Genomic DNA, 15,647 nt, shown 5'->3' with positions numbered 1-15,647 from the left:
GAGAGGCGTATGATCAAGGCGACGAGACGTTTTCTGATGGCGGGCCTGCTGATGCTCGCCGTCGCCGGTTGCGCCGCCAAGGCGCCGCTTGGCCCCAATGGCGAACCGCTGCAGAAGCTGGCCGTCGTAACCACATCAGGTGAACACCAGTTCTGGGTTGAGATCGCCGACGAAGAGCCCGAGCGGCAGCGCGGCCTGATGTTCCGCCCGCCGCTGGAAGACGACCGCGGCATGCTGTTCCAATGGCCGGGCGAAGGGCCGCGCGAGCAGAGCTTCTGGATGCGCAACACGCCCAGTTCCCTGGACATCCTCTACATCGACCCTCAGGGACGAATCGTGTCCATCGCATCGCACGCCACGCCCTTCTCGGAAGCGCCCATTCCATCGAACGGCGCTGCCAACGGCGTGCTGGAACTGCGCGCCGGGCGGGCGGCGGAGATCAATGCCAAGCCCGGCGACGAAGTTTTACATCCTTATTTCAAGCCTTGATTGCGGATCGCTTCGTGAAGTGCCAATAGAGCGCTCCGTTCGGTCCGGGGTGTAGCGCAGCCTGGTAGCGCATCTGGTTTGGGACCAGAGGGTCGGAGGTTCGAATCCTCTCGCCCCGACCAACGGAAGGCTGCTGGATCATACGTCCAGCGCGCGTTATGGCAGGGCCAGAGGCCCCGCCGTCACTGAGGATTTCGCCATGCTGGCTCGCATTTACCGCCCGGCCAAAACCGCGATGCAGTCGGGCAAGGCCAAGAGCCGCGACTGGCGTCTGGAATTCGAACCGGCCTCCGCGCGCACCATCGACCCGCTGATGGGCTGGACCAGCTCCAGCGACATGAACGGTCAGGTCCGCCTGACCTTCGAGTCGAAGGAAGAGGCTGTCGAATACGCCGAACGCCACGGCATCGCCTTCCGCCTGCATGAGCCGAACGATCCGCCGATGATCATCAAGGCCTATGCCGACAACTTCGCCACCAACCGCAAGCAGTCCTGGACGCACTGACGCCTGACGTCTTGCAAGAGCGCCCATAGCTCAACCGGATAGAGCACCCGCCTTCTAAGCGGGATGTTGCAGGTTCGAGTCCTGCTGGGCGCGCCATCCCCGGCGCCTTCGAGGGGCCTGATCCATGACCGACGTTCAGACCTCGCCCCAACACGCCGTCCGTGTCGCGGCCCTTTATCGTTTCGCCCCCGTCGCCGATCCCGGCGCCGTCCGTGACGCGCTTCAGGCCGTTTGCGACGCCGGGGAGGTGAGGGGGACGCTGTTGGTCGCGCCCGAGGGGCTGAACGGCACCATCGCCGGCTCGGAGCCGGCCGTTGAGGCTGTGCTGTCGACGATCCACGCCATGCCCGGGTTCGAGACGCTGGAGCTCAAATACGCCTGGACGGACGCCTTGCCGTTTCACCGTATGAAGGTGCGCGTCAAACGCGAGATCGTCACCATGGGCCAGCCGGACCTGGACCCGGCGCGACAGGCGGGCGTCTATGTGGCGCCGACGGACTGGAACGCGCTGATCGCCGATCCAGAGACCTTGGTCATCGACACGCGCAACGATTACGAGGGCGAGATCGGCGCTTTCGAGGGAGCGATCCAGCCCAATACCCGCAGATTCCGCGACTTTCCCGACTGGTTCCGCACCGAGGGTCGCGCCCTGCTGGAGCAGACCGGCGCAAAGCGGGTGGTCATGTACTGCACCGGCGGCATCCGCTGCGAAAAATCGACGGCCTTCCTGAAGGCGGAGGGCGTCGAGAACGTCCACCACCTGGAAGGCGGCATCCTGCGCTACCTTGAGACGGTGGATGAGGATGAGAGCCTATGGCGCGGCGAATGCTTCGTCTTCGACGAACGGGTGTCGGTCGGGCACGGGCTGAGCCAGGGGCCGCACACGCTTTGCAGGGGGTGTCGTTTGCCGGTGGGCGATGCCGGTCGGGCCTCGCCTCACTATGTCGAGGGCGTCTGCTGCGAGCGTTGCTACGACACGCGCGACGACGCGCAGCGAGAACGCTATGCCGAGCGCCACAGGCAGATGGAAATCGCGCGCAAGCGCGGGGACATTCACCTTGGGACCGCCCGCAAGGACTGAGGTCGGTTCAGCGACGCGGCGGGCGAGGGAAGAAGGCGCTGGTGCGGGCGGCATAGGCGTCGAACGCCTTGGGTCGCGAGCGCCGCATATGCTCTTCCAGCAAGGGCACGCCGGAGACCTGGGTCAGTAGCCAATACATATAGGCCGGCCCCGTCAGCGCCAGCCAGCCCCACGGCCATTCGCCGCTCAGATTGATGGCGAACAGGGGCCAGGCGCACCAGCCCAGCCATTCGAAGAAATAGTTCGGATGACGTGACCAGGCCCACAGGCCGACATCGCAGACCTTTCCCTTGTTGTCGGGATTGCGCTTGAAAGCCGCCAGTTGCCGATCCGAGATGGCCTCGCCAAGAAGCGCACCCACGAAGACCAGCGTCGCGAGTCCGTCCTGCAGGGTCAGTCCAGGCGTCGGATTGCGCGCGCCCGCCATGACGCTGAGCGCCAGGAAGGCGGCGGCCCCAGCTTGAAGCATCAGGAAGCCGAACATCTTGGCCTGAAACCCGGCGCCCCAGTCCTGACGCAGCCGGGCATAGCGGGCGTCTTCGCCCTCATGGGCGGCGCGGGCGGCGATGTGGGCGCCTAACCGCAGTCCCCACAGACCAATCAGCAGCGCCGCCAGATATTGCCGCAAGGACGGCGCCGCGCCGTCGATCGGAAATAGCGCGACACCAACGCCTGCCGCGCCCAGGCCCAGCGACCAAAAGGCGTCGGCCCAGCCGCCCTGGCCTGTGCGTTTCTGCACCAGCCAGGCCGCCGACATCACGATGACGAGAAACAGGGCCGCAACGCCCCACAGCGCCGCCCAGCCAGTCACAGGCGAACGAACGGTTGAATCAGCTTGCCTATCCAGCCGTCCAGCTGGATCTGGCCATCCAGCGCCACGACGCAAAGGCAGGCTTCGTCTGACACGACGCGCGGCTGGTGCAGCACTTCCGGATCGGCCTCTTCGAAGTCGCCCACGTCGAATCGTTCGGTCTCCGTCGCATAGGCGCCGGAGATGACGCAGGTCAGTTCGATGCCGCCGTGCGTGTGTTTGGGGGTCTCCCGGCCTGATTCGATCTTCAGCAGGATCACGCGACAATCGCCATCGCGTGGTGCATACACATCGCGCACCCGCATGCCCGGCCCGACCCAACGCCAAGGGCTGAGCGCATAGCGCCGCAGCGGCTCAGGCAGTTCGGGCATGTCGTTCAGCGGGGTCAGAGCCTTCACCTCGCCTGCGTCCGTCTCGATCCGCGCCATGGCCAGGGCGAGCGCATCCTGCGACAGGGGCGACGGCGTCGCCTCGTCGAGAAATTCGCCGCCTACGGCCTGAAGATCACGCACCCAGGCGTCGTTCGCCGGCCGCATCGCCAGATGCGCGGCCATCACGACGGCCTCAGGCGGGCTCAGCGTGCCGGCGGCATAGGCCAGCAGCCGTTCTTCGGAAGGATTGCGTTGCGGGTTCATCGCGCGGCCTCCTCTGACGGCGCAAGGATCAGGCGGAGTTTAGTCATGGCGTTACGAATACGGGATTTGACGGTGCCGAGCGGCAGGTCGAGGTGTTTGGCGATTTCGGAATGGGAGCTGTCCATGAAGAAGGCGAGGCGCAGGACCTCGACATGATCGGGGCTTAGACGAGACAGGGCGTCACGAACCCGGTCTGCGTCCTGCGACATCGACAGCAGTTCGTCGGGGCGGCGCACATCCTCGCCCGCCAGTTCGATCTCCGGCGTCGGCAGAGGACGCGCGTCTCGGCGCAACATATCGAGGCGACGATTGCGGGCGATGGTGAAGATCCAGGTCGCGGCGCGGGCCTTTGAGGAGTCGAACAGGTCGGCCTTGCGCCATATGGTCAGCATCGCATCCTGGGCGAAATCTTCGGCGGCGCCGGGCGTCGCCCCAGACTTGATCAGCCAGGCTTTCAGGCGCGGCGCGAAATAGGCGAACAGGGTTGCAAAGGCCTCCCGGTCCCGACGCAACGCAATCGCCTCGATCAAGCGATCATGCAGGAGGGGGTCTGAAGGATTGTCGAGTGTCTTCATGCGCGGGGACCGGCATGGATTCGACGTGAAGGGCAGTGTCTCGACATGCATGAACCCTAATACGCCTGACGGAAATGTCTGGATCAATCGCGATCCGATCATGACGGCGACCCGTAATCCGTTCATGCCTAGGCTTGCGCCAGCGGGCGTGTATTCGGAGTTTCCATGTCCCTGTCGCCCGCGAATCCTTCTGCCGATCGTCTGAAGATCGCCGTCATCGGCTCCGGCGTCGCGGCCCTGTCGTCGGCTTGGCTGCTGTCCCAGCGGCATCAGGTGACGATCTACGAGAAGGCCGACCGGCTGGGTGGGCATTCCAACACCGTGACGGCGGGCGTTTCGTCTGGCGACATCGCCGTCGATACCGGTTTCATCTGCTTCAATGACGCGACCTATCCCAACCTGATCGCCCTGTTTGAACACCTGGGCATCGCGACCCGCGCCACCGACATGTCGTTCGCCGTCTCTCTGGACGACGGCCGGTTCGAATATGCGGCGCCCGGCCTGTTCGCCCAGCGTCGCAATGCGCTGCGGCCCCGGTTCTGGTCGATGCTGAGCGAAATCCTGCGCTTCTATCGCGATGCGCCCAAGGATCTGTCGGGTATGACCGATTCGTCGTTGACCCTGGGCGACTACCTGAAGCGCGAGGGTTTCAGCGAAGCGTTCCGCGACGACCACCTGCTGCCCATGGCCGCAGCCATCTGGTCGTCTCCCGCGCATACGCTGATGGATTATCCGGCCGAGTCCTTCATCCGCTTCTGCGGCAATCACGGCCTACTGAAATTGGTCGGCCGTCCCCTGTGGCGCACTGTCGAGGGCGGCAGCCGCGTCTATGTCGAACACCTGGCCCGCGCCATCGACGACGTGCGCCTGGATCGCGGCGTGACATCTGTGCGGCGCACGGAGGAGGGCGTCTTCGTCCATGACAGCCAGGGGGGCGTCGAGCGTTTCGACCAGGTGGTGATCGGCGCCCACGCCGATCAGGCCCTGTCCATGCTGGCCGAACCCACGGCCGAGGAAAAAGCACTGCTGGGCGCCTTCCGCTACAGCCGCAATCTGACCGTCCTGCATACGGACGCCAGCCTGATGCCGCGCCGTCGTCGCGCCTGGGCAAGCTGGAACTATATCGGCGCGGACGACGGCCTGTGCGTCACCTATTGGATGAACAAGCTTCAGGGCCTGCCGGGCGACGACCTGTTCGTGACCTTGAACCCGCCGCGCCCGCCGCGTGCCGACACCCTGTTGCGCAGCGAACTGTACGAACACCCCGTCTTCGATCCCGCCGCCATTGAGGCGCAGAAGCAGTTATGGAGCCTTCAAGGGCAGGGCGGCGTCTGGTTCTGCGGCGCCCACTTCGGCGCCGGCTTCCATGAGGACGGCCTGCAATCCGGTCTGGCGGTTGCAGAGCAGCTCGGCGGCGTCCGTCGCCCGTGGTCGGTCCAGAACGAGAGTGGCCGCATCCATCTGTCGCCGCTGCCGACCCCGATATTCGAGCAGGCCGCGTGACCCAAACCTCGGCCCTCTATCGTGGCCGGGTCATGCACCGACGCCTGCGCCCCAAGACCCACCAGCTGAACTACCGCGTCTTCTGGCTGCTGCTTGACCTGGCCGAGATCGACGATCTGGATAGAGGCCTGCGGTTGTTTTCTCGCAATCGCTTCAACCTGCTGTCCTTCCACGACGGCGATTATGGCGATGGCTCCGGCGCCTTGCGGCCTCAGGTCGAGGCGTGGATGTACCTCGCGGGCATCGATCTCGACGGCGGCCCCATCCGTCTGCTGACCATGCCGCGCGTGCTCGGCTACGTCTTCAATCCGATCAGCCTCTACTATTGCCACCACCCCGACGGCCGACTGGCGGCGATGGTGTACGAGGTGACCAGCACCTTCGGCATCCGCCACGCCTACGTCATTCCCGTGCCAGCCGAAGACCAGAGGCCCGGCCTGATCCGACAGGGCGCCGCCAAGGCGCTGTACGTGTCGCCGTTCATGGGGATGGAGATGGACTATCGGTTCCGAGGACACGCGCCAGGCGAACGGCTCGACATGACGATCGACGGCCTGGACGCCGCCGGCGTGCTGATCACGGCGTCCATGGCGGCCGAACGGCAGGAACTAGACGACCGCCATATCGCGGCAGCCACAGCGGCGATCCCGCTAATGACCTTCAAGGTGGTCGCCGCCATCCATTACGAGGCGCTTAAGCTCTGGCTGAAGGGCGTCAGACTGACGCGACAGCCGCCGCGAGCGAAGGCTTCAGTGACGATCCAGAAGCAGGCGCAGGGCAGCCAACTCGGGCGCTAGGCTGCGCAAGTGTCAGATTATCGCCTAAGATATATTATGTGAAATATTTGACAGACCTCAGATGGATCGGCATAACAGCGGCTCAGCCTTTCCATAAAGACGCCAGCACCTTGGGCAAAACATCGCTCAGGTCGTCAGAGGTTAATCCCGGTCCAAAACGTTCCGCAGCATCGGAATGGATCCAGACCGCCGCGCATGCCGCATCGAAACTGTCCATCCGCTGGGCCGCCAGTCCGCCGATCATCCCGGCCAGGACATCGCCGGTTCCAGCCGTCGCCAGCCAAGCCGAGCCGTTCTCATTGCGGCGAATGCGGCCGTCTGGTGATGCGATGATCGTCGGGGCGCCTTTCAGCACGATGGTCGCCTGGGCCAGGCGCGCGGCTTCGATGGCGGCGGCTTCTCGGCCTTGGGTCAGCAGGCCTGGGAACAGCCGTTCGAACTCGCCCTCGTGCGGCGTCAGGATGTCGTCGCGGTCCAGAACGGCGAACAGTTCGGCGGTTCGGCCCTTGAAGACCGACAGGCCATCGGCGTCGATTACCAGAACAGCGCCGCTCAACGCTAAGGCCTGGATGTTGGCGATCGTCGCGTCCTCCAGTCCGGCGGCCGGTCCGATCACGATGGCGTCGCTTCCTGCGGCCTCTCGGCCTAAGACTTCAGGTGAAGAGAACGGCGTCAGCATGATCGCCTGGACGGCGGGCGCGATGACGGCGACGGCGTCTGGCGGGCACAGGATTCGCACCACGCCTGCGCCCATTCGCAGTCCCGCGTGCGCCGCAAGCCGTGCGGCGCCCGTCTGATGGGCTTTTCCCGACACGACTGCCAATCGGCCCCGCGTATGCTTGTGCGTTTCCGCGCTCGGCCAAGGCAGAAAATTGCGCCAGATCGCCGGGTCGTTGGTTTCTATCATCCGCGTTCCGATTATCCGTGGCTTTTCTGCGAAAATCGCTTGCTTTGAACGCCCTTGCTGTGTCCCATTTGGGCCCGAGCGCCGCTGCATTCCGTGCGCCGCTCAGGGGTCGCCATGAAGAAAATCGAAGCCATCATCAAGCCTTTCAAGCTGGATGACGTCAAAGAGGCGCTCCAGGACGTGGGCGTGCAAGGCATGACTGTGCTGGAGGCCAAGGGATATGGCCGCCAGAAGGGTCATTCCGAACTGTATCGCGGCGCCGAATACGTCATCGACTTCCTGCCCAAGATCAAGATCGAGGTGGTCGTCGCCGACGACCTCGCGCCAGCCGTCGTCGAGGCCATCCAGACCTCGGCCCGCACGGGCAAGATCGGCGACGGCAAGATCTTCGTGTCCGACGTCGCCGAGGTGATCCGTATCCGCACCGGCGAGACCGGAGCCCAGGCCGTCTAAGCTCGACCACCCTCCCCGGCCCTCGGCCCCTCGGGTCGCTTGCCGGTTTCCTCCCCAAACGCCTAGAAACAGGACTTCCGAGAATGAGCGCCAGCAAGATCCTCAAAGAGATCAAGGATGAGGAGGTCCAGTATGTGGACGTCCGCTTCACCGACACGCGCGGCCGTCTGCAGCACGTCACCTTCGACGTCGACCTGGTCGACGAGGACTTCCTGAACGAAGGCACGATGTTCGACGGCTCGTCCATCGCGGGCTGGAAGGCCATCAACGAGTCCGACATGCTGCTGAAGCCGGACCTGACCACGGCCTATATCGACCCGTTCTACCAGCAGAAGACGATGTTCCTGTTCTGCGACGTGCTGAATCCCGACACCAACGAGCCGTACAACCGCGACAGCCGCTCGATGGCCAAGAAGGCGCTGTCCTACGTGCAATCGTCGGGCGTGGGCGACGTGGTCTATTTCGGCCCGGAAGCCGAGTTCTTCATCTTCGACGACGTGCGCTGGTCGACCCAGCCGCACAACACGTCGTATTCGTATGACTCGATCGAACTGCCGGCCAACACCAACGCCGAATACACCGAAGGCAATATGGGCCACCGCCCCGGCGCCAAGGGCGGCTATTTCCCCGTCAACCCGGTCGATTCGGGCCAGGACCTGCGCGGCGAAATGCTGGGCGTGATGCGCGACCTGGGCCTGCAGCCCGAGAAGCACCACCACGAGGTGGCCCCGGCCCAGCACGAGCTTGGTCTGAAGTTCTCGGACCTGCTGACCATGGCCGACCGGCTGCAGCTGTATAAGTACGTGATCCACAACGTCGCCGCCGCCTATGGCAAGTCGGCGACCTTCATGGCCAAGCCCATGTTCGCGGACAACGGCTCGGGCATGCACGTCCACATGTCGATCTGGAAAGACGGCAAGCCCCAGTTCGCCGGCGACCAGTACGCCGGCCTGTCGCAGGAATGCCTGTGGTACATCGGCGGCATCATCAAACACGCCAAGGCCATCAACGCCTTCGCCAACTCGACGACCAACAGCTACAAGCGTCTGGTCCCCGGCTACGAAGCCCCGGTGAAACTGGCCTATTCGGCCCGCAACCGCTCGGCCTCGATCCGCATCCCGCACGTCTCGTCGCCGAAGGCCAAGCGTCTGGAAGCCCGCTTCCCCGACCCGATGGGCAACCCCTATCTGACCTTCGTCGCCCTGCTGATGGCCGGTCTGGACGGGATCGAGAACCGCATCGATCCGGGCGCGCCCGCCGACAAGAACCTCTACGACCTGCCGCCGGAAGAGCGCGGCTCGATCCCCGAGGTCTGCGGCTCTCTGCGTGAAGCCCTCGAAAACCTCGACAAGGACCGCGCCTTCCTCAAGAAGGGCGGCGTGATGGATGACGACTTCATCGACAGCTACATCGAGCTGAAGATGGAAGAGGTGATGCGCCTGCAACTGCACCCGCACCCGGTCGAGTTCGACATGTACTACAGCTGCTGATCGTCAGATCGGCCGCAGATCGGGCCGTCGGCGGGAAACCGTCGGCGCCCTTGTCAATTCAGGCGGCGGCGCCCTGTTCCGCAGCGGGGATCAGGCTTTGATCCAGCAGGGCGTGCAGCGCGTCCACATGGCCGTCCCGCGCGGCGACCGGCGTAGGGTCCGACGTCATCACGACCGTAAGCCTCAGGTCCGGCACGACGAACACCATCTGGCCGCCGTACCCCCAGGCGAAAAAGACCTCATGGCGGCCGGAGCGCCGGATCCACCAGCCGTAGCCATAGGGATTGCCGCTCCAGCGCGACGTGCCCCTGCCCCGCCACGACTGCTGGACCCAGCCCTCCGGCAAGATGCGCCGACCATCGTGCAGACCGTCGTTGCGGTACAACTCCCCGAACTTCAGCAGCGCCAGCGGCGACAGCCGCATATCATTGCCGCCGAAATAGATGCCTTGCGGATCGGCCGGCCAGGTCGGGACTTCGATCTCCAGGGGGTCGCCCAGCCATTCCCGCGTCAAGGCCAGGGTCGAACGCCCGCTGGCCCGCGTCAGACAGGCCGACGTCAGGTGGGACGTGCCCGTCGAATAGACCATTCGTCCGCCGGGATCGGCCTCGAAAGGCCGGGCCAAGGCATGGCGCACCCAGTTTCCGCTCGACACCCAGGCTCCGTAGTCCGCGCCGGACGTGGACCCCAGTCCGGCCTGCATCGACAGCAAGTCGCCGATGGTCAACTGGCTTAAGCGCGGATCGGGATCGCTCGGAAAGCTTTCGGACAGGAAGGTCGAGATCGGCTGATCGACGCCGGAGAACAGGCCCTGGCTTATGGCGATGCCGCCGAGGGCCGCGATCACGGACTTGGACGCGGATTTGATGTTGACCGGCGTTTCCAGCGACGAGCCGCGAAACACGCGCTCGAACAAACGCTGGCCGTCACGAGCCACGATCATCGCTTGAAGTTTGGGCAAGGCCGCGCCGGCAGTTTCGGCCTGGGCCATCAGTCCGGCAGCCAGGCCTTGGGTGCGAGCAACGGGCGGCGGGATCTCGGCGGCTTCGCTACAGCCATAGCTGAACGGCAAGGCCAGTCCAGCGGCGATCAGGGTTCGACGGTTCATCGCCGATCTAATCGATCAAAGGGCCGCTGGTTTCCCCCTGCGACGACGCGACGCCTATGGCGAACGTCAGGCCGCCTCGGCTTCCAGGTCGTCGGCCTTCTTTCTGCGCAGTTCGATCAGCCGCACGCACCAGATCGAAACTTCGTAGAGAATCACCAGCGGGATCGCCAACATCAGCTGGCTGATCGGGTCCGGCGGCGTGACCACGGCGGCGACCACCACCACGGCGACGATGGCGTAGCGGCGGCCCGCGGCCATGACCTTGGAATTGATCAGCCCGGCCAGGCCCAGCAGGGTCGTGACGACCGGCAACTGGAAGCATAGGCCGAACGCCAGCAACAGCGAGGTCACCAGGCTGAGGTAGTCGGAAATCTTGGTCGTCTGGGCCACTGAAATGCCGTCGCTGGCCACCTGCTGGCTCAGCGAGAACAGCATCACGAAAGGCAGCATGACGTAATAGACGAGGGCCCCGCCCAGGCAGAACATGACCGGCGCGGCGATCAGGAAAGGCAAGAAGGCGCCGCGTTCATTACGATATAGGCCCGGCGCCACGAAGCGGTACATCTGCCAGGCCATGACGGGGAAGGTCAGGACGGCGGCGCCGAAGGCCGCGATCTTCATCTTGGTGAACAGCTGCTCCAGCGGCGCCGTCGCGATCAGCTGCACGACGGCCGCGCTGCCGGGTGGATAGGGCTTCAACCCCGTCATCACTGCGATCAGTTCGATGGGGTTGGCGTGACCGCCGCTCGCCATGGCTGCCGCATGGACCGCGACCGCCGCCTGATAGGGTTTGATCAGCGCGATCTGGATCTGATTCGCGAAGGCGAAGCAGAGGATGAAGGCCAGGAAGAAGGCCACGACGCAGATCAGCAGCCGCCCACGCAGCTCGATCAGGTGATCCATCAAGGGCGCGCGCGACGCCTCGATCTCGGCCTCGTCACGATCGGGAGACGTCACAGGTCAGCGGCCTTCTTGCGCGGAGTCTTGGGCTTGGCGGTCGCCGACTTTGTCTTGGCGGCCGGGGGCGCCGCCTTGGGCTTTGCTGCGGCGCGCGGCTTCGTCGTCGAGGCCTTGGCCGTCGTCGCCGGCTTCGCCTTCGCAACTGCCCGTTTGGGTTTCGTCTCCACGACGGGCTCGACGGGCGTCGGCGTGTCCGGCCATTCGTCGGCGGCCGGCTTCATGACCGGAACCTCCGGCTCGGGCGCAGGCAGTGCGGCCGAGGGCGTCGGCGCCGTCAGTCCTGCATTGATGTCCTTGAAGGCGGCGTCCGCCTCGGCGCCCAGGGGATACATGGTCCCTTGCCCCGTCCGCAGCGCCTCGACCTCCTTGCGCAGGTCGTCCAACTCGGACTGGCGCGCCATCTCGTCGAAACTGCTGCGGAACTCGTTGGCCATGGCGCGCGCCTTGGCGACCATCTGGCCGACGCGACGCATCAGAACAGGCAAGTCCTTTGGCCCCACCACAAGCAGGGCCACCAGACCGATCACCACTAATTCGAAGCCCCCGATACCGGGGCCGAGCCCGCCCATGCGTCAGCCCTTACAGACGACGACTAGCGCTTCAGCTCTTCCTTTTCCGCCTCGGTGCGCGGCAGCGAGCTGACGCCGTCGTGCGGACCGTCTTTCTTGTCGTCTTCCTTCAGGCCGTCCTTGAAGGCGCGGATGCCCTTGGCGGCGTCGCCCATGATGCCCGACAGCTTGCCCCGGCCGCCGAACAGCAGCGCGATGACGACAATGACGATGGCCCAGTGCCAGATGCTCATGGAGCCCATGGCTAATCTCCTCGCGAGGACCGGTGATCCGATCCCATCCACTATTCTTCGATGCGCATATAGGCGCAGTGATGGCCCCACGCCAAGGGACGCTGTAGGTCTGCGCGACCATGAGTCCCTCCGATCACGTCATCATCCACACCGACGGCGCCTGCAAGGGCAATCCCGGCCCCGGCGGCTGGGGCGCCCTGCTCCAAACAGGCGGCGGTCACGAAAAGGAATTGTGGGGCGGCGAAGCCAACACCACCAACAACCGCATGGAGCTGATGGCCGCCATCATGGCGCTGGAGGCGCTGAAGCGGCCCTGCAAGGTCGAACTGCACACAGACAGCAAATACGTCATGCAGGGAATCACCGAGTGGATGCGCGGCTGGAAGACGCGGGGCTGGCTGACCGCCGACAAGAAACCGGTCAAGAACGCCGACCTGTGGCAGCGCCTGGACGCCGCCCGCCTGCGCCACGACGTCAAATGGCGCTGGGTGAAGGGGCATGCGGGCCATGAGCTGAACGAGCGCGCGGACCAGCTGGCGAATCGCGGCGTCGCCGATCTGAAGAGACGCTAGACCGCCTCGACTTCCTTTTCCGGCTCGGCCGGACGGCGCTGCACGCGCGATCCGCTCATGACCGCGCCGAACAGGGCCGTAACTGCGGCGATCTGGAAGCCATGCGCGACACCATTGATCGGCGCGGTCGATAGTAGGAAGGCGACGACCACCGCGCCCAGCGACTGGCCAACCACGCGCGCCATTCCCAATGTGCCGCCCGCCGCCCCAGCCCGTTCTTTCGGCGCCTCAGACAGCATGGCGCGGTTATTGGGTGACTGGAAGAAGCCAAACCCGGCGCCGCAGACTGCCATCCGCCACACGATGTCGAAATGGGTCGAATCGGCGTTCAGGAAGCTCAAGGCCATCAAGCCGCAGGCGAAGACGCTCAGCCCGATGGCGCCCAATACACCCGCCGAATATCGATCCGACAGATAGCCGGCCAGGGGCGCCGCGATCATCGTCGCCAACGGCCAGGGCGTCATCAACAGGCCCGTCTCGACCGGCGTCAGTCGCAACGATCCCTGAAGGAAGAACGGCAAGGCCACGAAGGCCATCATCTGCGCCGTGAAGGAAATGATGGAGGTCGCCACCGACAGGCTGAACATCGGCCGCGCCAACAGGTCCAGCGGGATCAAGGGCGACGCCCGCAGCCGCTCGTGGCGAATCAGCAGGACGCCCGCCGCCAGCCCTGCTCCTGTCAGGCCGAACCCCAACACGGCCGCCTCGCCATGCGCCAAGGACTGCAAGCCCGTGATGACCAGGCCGAACGCCGCCGCATTCAGCGCAGCCCCGGTCCAGTTCAACTTTCGCTTCTGCAACAGGTTATGCGGCAGGGTGAACCCAGCGAGCGACACGGCCAGCAGCCCAATGGGCACGTTCAGCGCAAACAGCCAGCGCCAGTGCCCCACGGCCAGGATGGCGCTGGCGATGGTCGGCCCTGCCGCCGCCGCCAGCGAAACGATCACGGCATTTATGCCGACCGCGCGGCCGAGAAGTCTCTGCGGATAGGTGAAGCGCACCAGGGCGCCGTTGACGCTCATGATGCCTGCTGCGCCGAAACCCTGGATCACGCGCGCCAGGCTCAGCGCCTCGATGGAGTTGGCGAAGACGCAGGCGATGGACGCCAGGGTGAAGACGGCCAGCCCCGCCTGCGACACTCTGCGATAGCCGACGATCTCGCCCAGCGACGCGAGAGGCAGCAGGGCGACGACGATGGCGATCTGATAGGCGTTGACGATCCAGATCGACGCCGCCGATGACGCCTGCAAATCCTGCGCGATGGACGGCAAGGCGACGTTGGCGATGGCCCCGTCCAGAACGGCAAGGGTGATCCCCAGGCCGATGGACGCGATGGCCCAATACCGCCGGGGCGTGGGCAGACCGTCCAAGGCGGCGTTCTGGCTGGCTGTCATTCCTGACGAACGCTTCTTAGGCCGCGTCGTTTCAGACGGGCGACTGAACCGTCAGCAAAGATCCCGTGATCCGCATCACCACCACATCCTGCCCTTCCACCGGCGGTTCCCCCTCGATCTCGGCTGGCCATTCGGCGCCCGAGATGAAGACGCGCCCGCGCCCGGAAACGAACGCTTCCACGACCCTGGCCCGCTGGCCGATCAGGCGGCTGTCGCGGTCGTTGATGTCGGGACCGGCAGGGTTGGCTTTGGAGATCAATCGACGAGACAAAAGCGTAGCGATCACCGTGAGAACGGCGAAGACGGCGACCTCGCCCGGCAGACCCAGCCGCACGCCCGCCGCTGTCATCACCGCGACGACGCCGGCCGAAACGGCGGGCCACAGCAGCCATTCGGTCGAGAACATCGCCTCGACAGCCAACAGCAGAACTCCAACAGCCAGCCAGATCCAGAACGGCTGGGCGACATAGAGATCAGCGAGCGACAGCATCGTTCAGCCTCCTACGATCAGGCCGATGGTGGGACTGCGCCGCCTGCAGGGCGACGCGGCGGTGCGGGACGGACCGGCGGTGTCGAAGCGGCGCCGGAGTTCTGCTCCTTGGCCAGACCGACCATCTCGCCGATGCCGGCGATGGTGCCGACCAGGGCGCCCATTTCGGCGGGCACGATGACGGTGCGCTGCTGCGGGCTGCGCGCCAGTTCGGCGAAGGCTTCGACATACTTCTGGGCGATGAAGTAGTTGATGGCGTTCACGTCGCCGCGCGCGATGGCTTCCGACACCATTGCGGTGGCTTTCGCCTCCGCCTGGGCTTCGCGTTCGCGAGCCTCTGCGTCGCGGAAAGCGGCTTCCTTGCGGCCTTCGGCCTGAAGAATAGCGGCCTGTTTGGCGCCTTCGGCGCGCGCGATTGCGGACTGTTTTTCGCCCTCGGCTTCGGTGATGATTGCGCGCTTTTCACGCTCTGCCTTCATCTGGCGAGCCATGGCGTTCGTGATGTCTACGGGCGGGGTCAGGTCCTTGATCTCGATCCTGTTGACTTTGACGCCCCAGGGTTCAGTCGCAGCGTCGATGACCGTCAACAACCGCGTGTTGATCGAGTCTCGTTGAAAAAGAACCTCGTCCAGTTCCATCGAACCGACGACCGTTCGCAGGTTGGTCATGCAGAGCTGGGTGATGGCATAGGGAAGGTTCTCGACGCGGTAAGCGCCGGCCGAGGCGTTCATCACCTGAATGAACACGATCGCGTCGACCTTCACCATGGCGTTGTCCTTGGTGATGACCTCCTGGGTCGGGACGTCCAGGACCTGCTCCATCATGTTCATGCGGCGCCCGACGCGCTCCACGAACGGCGTCAGGAAGCCGATGCCGGGGCTCAGCGTCTTGGTGTATTTGCCGAAACGTTCGACTGTGTATTCACGGCCTTGCGGTACGATCTTGATGACACTGATCAAGAGCACGATAGCCAGCAGAAGCACTACGCCGGCGAATATGGTGGTGACGTCCATTCAGATCCTCCCTGAGGCGATCAGCCTACGCGCTGGACGCGAGCGGCGCCATAGAAACCGGA

19 protein-coding genes and 2 tRNA genes are annotated in these 15,647 nt (G+C 64.9%); 10 read left to right on the top strand and 11 right to left on the bottom strand.

Annotated features, from left to right (window positions below; genetic code table 11):
- Nucleotides 1-9: 9 nt before the first annotated feature.
- The 5 genes from ACP693_RS11320 (at nucleotide 10) to ACP693_RS11300 (ending at nucleotide 2,075) form a co-directional block, all read left to right on the top strand.
- Complete coding sequence (locus ACP693_RS11320; protein WP_426016788.1) at nucleotides 10-489, top strand: DUF192 domain-containing protein; 480 nt, start codon at nucleotides 10-12, stop codon at nucleotides 487-489.
- Nucleotides 490-534: 45 nt separating this feature from the next.
- Nucleotides 535-611, top strand: a tRNA-Pro gene (locus ACP693_RS11315).
- A 77-nt stretch (nucleotides 612-688) separates the two neighbouring features.
- Nucleotides 689-994 carry an ETC complex I subunit gene (locus ACP693_RS11310; RefSeq protein WP_135195966.1) on the top strand — a complete coding sequence of 102 codons (306 nt, stop codon included), beginning with the start codon at nucleotides 689-691 and terminating at the stop codon, nucleotides 992-994.
- Nucleotides 995-1,013: 19 nt separating this feature from the next.
- Nucleotides 1,014-1,090: transfer RNA gene (locus ACP693_RS11305), tRNA-Arg, on the top strand.
- Between the two features lie 28 nt (nucleotides 1,091-1,118).
- Nucleotides 1,119-2,075 (top strand): rhodanese-related sulfurtransferase, encoded by a 957-nt coding sequence (locus ACP693_RS11300; RefSeq protein WP_426016790.1) that lies wholly within the window; start codon nucleotides 1,119-1,121, stop codon nucleotides 2,073-2,075.
- Nucleotides 2,076-2,082: 7 nt separating this feature from the next.
- Here the strand turns inward: ACP693_RS11300 and ACP693_RS11295 are convergent, their stop codons facing one another.
- Genes ACP693_RS11295 through ACP693_RS11285 form a run of 3 tightly spaced genes read right to left on the bottom strand, consistent with a single transcriptional unit; the run spans nucleotide 2,083 to nucleotide 4,096 of the window.
- Nucleotides 2,083-2,886 carry a DUF1295 domain-containing protein gene (locus ACP693_RS11295; RefSeq protein WP_426016792.1) on the bottom strand — a complete coding sequence of 268 codons (804 nt, stop codon included), beginning with the start codon at nucleotides 2,884-2,886 and terminating at the stop codon, nucleotides 2,083-2,085.
- Nucleotides 2,883-3,521: a ChrR family anti-sigma-E factor gene (locus ACP693_RS11290; protein WP_426016794.1), complete on the bottom strand. Its 639-nt coding sequence runs from the start codon at nucleotides 3,519-3,521 to the stop codon at nucleotides 2,883-2,885. The genes ACP693_RS11295 and ACP693_RS11290 overlap by 4 nt, the downstream gene beginning before the upstream one ends.
- Nucleotides 3,518-4,096 (bottom strand): sigma-70 family RNA polymerase sigma factor, encoded by a 579-nt coding sequence (locus tag ACP693_RS11285; protein ID WP_426016796.1) that lies wholly within the window; start codon nucleotides 4,094-4,096, stop codon nucleotides 3,518-3,520. The genes ACP693_RS11290 and ACP693_RS11285 overlap by 4 nt, the downstream gene beginning before the upstream one ends.
- A 165-nt stretch (nucleotides 4,097-4,261) precedes the next feature.
- On the opposite strand from ACP693_RS11285, the gene ACP693_RS11280 reads away from it, so the two are divergent.
- Both ACP693_RS11280 and ACP693_RS11275 read left to right on the top strand, forming a co-directional pair.
- Entirely contained in the window at nucleotides 4,262-5,599 is a 1,338-nt protein-coding gene (locus ACP693_RS11280; protein ID WP_426016797.1) for an NAD(P)/FAD-dependent oxidoreductase, read from the top strand.
- The gene (locus ACP693_RS11275; RefSeq protein ID WP_426016799.1) at nucleotides 5,596-6,396 is read left to right on the top strand and encodes a DUF1365 domain-containing protein; all 801 of its coding nucleotides are present in this window, start codon (nucleotides 5,596-5,598) and stop codon (nucleotides 6,394-6,396) included. Before ACP693_RS11280 ends, ACP693_RS11275 begins: the two co-directional genes overlap by 4 nt.
- Nucleotides 6,397-6,478: 82 nt before the next feature.
- On the opposite strand, the gene ACP693_RS11270 is transcribed toward ACP693_RS11275, so the two are convergent.
- Nucleotides 6,479-7,303, bottom strand: coding sequence for an NAD(P)H-hydrate dehydratase (locus ACP693_RS11270; protein ID WP_426016801.1), 825 nt, complete (start codon nucleotides 7,301-7,303; stop codon nucleotides 6,479-6,481).
- A gap of 114 nt (nucleotides 7,304-7,417) precedes the next feature.
- Here ACP693_RS11270 and ACP693_RS11265 point away from each other — a divergent pair, with 114 nt between their 5' ends.
- Both ACP693_RS11265 and glnA read left to right on the top strand, forming a co-directional pair.
- On the top strand, nucleotides 7,418-7,756 hold the full coding sequence (locus tag ACP693_RS11265) for a P-II family nitrogen regulator (RefSeq protein WP_008261682.1): 339 nt from the start codon (nucleotides 7,418-7,420) through the stop codon (nucleotides 7,754-7,756).
- 83 nt (nucleotides 7,757-7,839) lie between these two features.
- The gene (gene glnA, locus ACP693_RS11260) at nucleotides 7,840-9,246 is read left to right on the top strand and encodes a type I glutamate--ammonia ligase (protein WP_425983859.1); all 1,407 of its coding nucleotides are present in this window, start codon (nucleotides 7,840-7,842) and stop codon (nucleotides 9,244-9,246) included.
- 58 nt (nucleotides 9,247-9,304) lie between these two features.
- Here glnA and ACP693_RS11255 read toward each other — a convergent pair whose 3' ends face one another.
- From ACP693_RS11255 to ACP693_RS11240, 4 genes are all read right to left on the bottom strand, one after another.
- Nucleotides 9,305-10,354 (bottom strand): serine hydrolase domain-containing protein, encoded by a 1,050-nt coding sequence (locus ACP693_RS11255; protein WP_426016803.1) that lies wholly within the window; start codon nucleotides 10,352-10,354, stop codon nucleotides 9,305-9,307.
- A 66-nt stretch (nucleotides 10,355-10,420) separates the two neighbouring features.
- Complete coding sequence (gene tatC / locus ACP693_RS11250; RefSeq protein ID WP_135195956.1) at nucleotides 10,421-11,311, bottom strand: twin-arginine translocase subunit TatC; 891 nt, start codon at nucleotides 11,309-11,311, stop codon at nucleotides 10,421-10,423.
- Nucleotides 11,308-11,883 (bottom strand): Sec-independent protein translocase protein TatB, encoded by a 576-nt coding sequence (tatB, locus tag ACP693_RS11245; RefSeq protein WP_426016805.1) that lies wholly within the window; start codon nucleotides 11,881-11,883, stop codon nucleotides 11,308-11,310. Before tatB ends, tatC begins: the two co-directional genes overlap by 4 nt.
- A 23-nt stretch (nucleotides 11,884-11,906) precedes the next feature.
- Nucleotides 11,907-12,125, bottom strand: coding sequence for a twin-arginine translocase TatA/TatE family subunit (locus tag ACP693_RS11240; protein WP_425983853.1), 219 nt, complete (start codon nucleotides 12,123-12,125; stop codon nucleotides 11,907-11,909).
- A 110-nt stretch (nucleotides 12,126-12,235) separates the two neighbouring features.
- Here ACP693_RS11240 and rnhA point away from each other — a divergent pair, with 110 nt between their 5' ends.
- Nucleotides 12,236-12,688: a ribonuclease HI gene (gene rnhA / locus ACP693_RS11235; protein WP_426016807.1), complete on the top strand. Its 453-nt coding sequence runs from the start codon at nucleotides 12,236-12,238 to the stop codon at nucleotides 12,686-12,688.
- On the opposite strand, the gene ACP693_RS11230 is transcribed toward rnhA, so the two are convergent.
- Genes ACP693_RS11230 through ACP693_RS11220 form a run of 3 tightly spaced genes read right to left on the bottom strand, consistent with a single transcriptional unit; the run spans nucleotide 12,685 to nucleotide 15,585 of the window.
- Nucleotides 12,685-14,082, bottom strand: coding sequence for an MFS transporter (locus ACP693_RS11230; protein ID WP_426016808.1), 1,398 nt, complete (start codon nucleotides 14,080-14,082; stop codon nucleotides 12,685-12,687). The genes rnhA and ACP693_RS11230 overlap by 4 nt on opposite strands.
- A 31-nt stretch (nucleotides 14,083-14,113) precedes the next feature.
- Nucleotides 14,114-14,572, bottom strand: a complete 459-nt coding sequence (locus ACP693_RS11225) for an NfeD family protein (RefSeq protein WP_135195951.1) — start codon at nucleotides 14,570-14,572, stop codon at nucleotides 14,114-14,116.
- 17 nt (nucleotides 14,573-14,589) lie between these two features.
- Nucleotides 14,590-15,585: an SPFH domain-containing protein gene (locus ACP693_RS11220; RefSeq protein ID WP_346495249.1), complete on the bottom strand. Its 996-nt coding sequence runs from the start codon at nucleotides 15,583-15,585 to the stop codon at nucleotides 14,590-14,592.
- Nucleotides 15,586-15,647: the final 62 nt, after the last annotated feature.

Source organism: Brevundimonas sp. TWP1-3 (genome assembly GCF_049896085.1).
GTDB lineage: Bacteria > Pseudomonadota > Alphaproteobacteria > Caulobacterales > Caulobacteraceae > Brevundimonas.
Note: the sequence above shows the minus strand (reverse complement) of the source record. Positions and strands in the feature narration are given on the sequence as shown.

Excerpts from the sequence above, each read along its gene's own strand:
- ACP693_RS11320 (WP_426016788.1), top strand. The coding sequence starts at position 10 with ATGATCAAGGCGACGAGACGTTTTCTGATGGCGGGCCTGCTGATGCTC.
- ACP693_RS11310 (WP_135195966.1), top strand. The coding sequence starts at position 689 with ATGCTGGCTCGCATTTACCGCCCGGCCAAAACCGCGATGCAGTCGGGC.
- ACP693_RS11300 (WP_426016790.1), top strand. The coding sequence starts at position 1,119 with ATGACCGACGTTCAGACCTCGCCCCAACACGCCGTCCGTGTCGCGGCC.
- ACP693_RS11290 (WP_426016794.1), bottom strand. The coding sequence starts at position 3,521 with ATGAACCCGCAACGCAATCCTTCCGAAGAACGGCTGCTGGCCTATGCC.
- ACP693_RS11285 (WP_426016796.1), bottom strand. The coding sequence starts at position 4,096 with ATGAAGACACTCGACAATCCTTCAGACCCCCTCCTGCATGATCGCTTG.
- ACP693_RS11280 (WP_426016797.1), top strand. The coding sequence starts at position 4,262 with ATGTCCCTGTCGCCCGCGAATCCTTCTGCCGATCGTCTGAAGATCGCC.
- ACP693_RS11270 (WP_426016801.1), bottom strand. The coding sequence starts at position 7,303 with ATGATAGAAACCAACGACCCGGCGATCTGGCGCAATTTTCTGCCTTGG.
- ACP693_RS11265 (WP_008261682.1), top strand. The coding sequence starts at position 7,418 with ATGAAGAAAATCGAAGCCATCATCAAGCCTTTCAAGCTGGATGACGTC.
- glnA (WP_425983859.1), top strand. The coding sequence starts at position 7,840 with ATGAGCGCCAGCAAGATCCTCAAAGAGATCAAGGATGAGGAGGTCCAG.
- ACP693_RS11255 (WP_426016803.1), bottom strand. The coding sequence starts at position 10,354 with ATGAACCGTCGAACCCTGATCGCCGCTGGACTGGCCTTGCCGTTCAGC.
- tatB (WP_426016805.1), bottom strand. The coding sequence starts at position 11,883 with ATGGGCGGGCTCGGCCCCGGTATCGGGGGCTTCGAATTAGTGGTGATC.
- ACP693_RS11240 (WP_425983853.1), bottom strand. The coding sequence starts at position 12,125 with ATGGGCTCCATGAGCATCTGGCACTGGGCCATCGTCATTGTCGTCATC.
- rnhA (WP_426016807.1), top strand. The coding sequence starts at position 12,236 with ATGAGTCCCTCCGATCACGTCATCATCCACACCGACGGCGCCTGCAAG.
- ACP693_RS11230 (WP_426016808.1), bottom strand. The coding sequence starts at position 14,082 with ATGACAGCCAGCCAGAACGCCGCCTTGGACGGTCTGCCCACGCCCCGG.
- ACP693_RS11225 (WP_135195951.1), bottom strand. The coding sequence starts at position 14,572 with ATGCTGTCGCTCGCTGATCTCTATGTCGCCCAGCCGTTCTGGATCTGG.
- ACP693_RS11220 (WP_346495249.1), bottom strand. The coding sequence starts at position 15,585 with ATGGACGTCACCACCATATTCGCCGGCGTAGTGCTTCTGCTGGCTATC.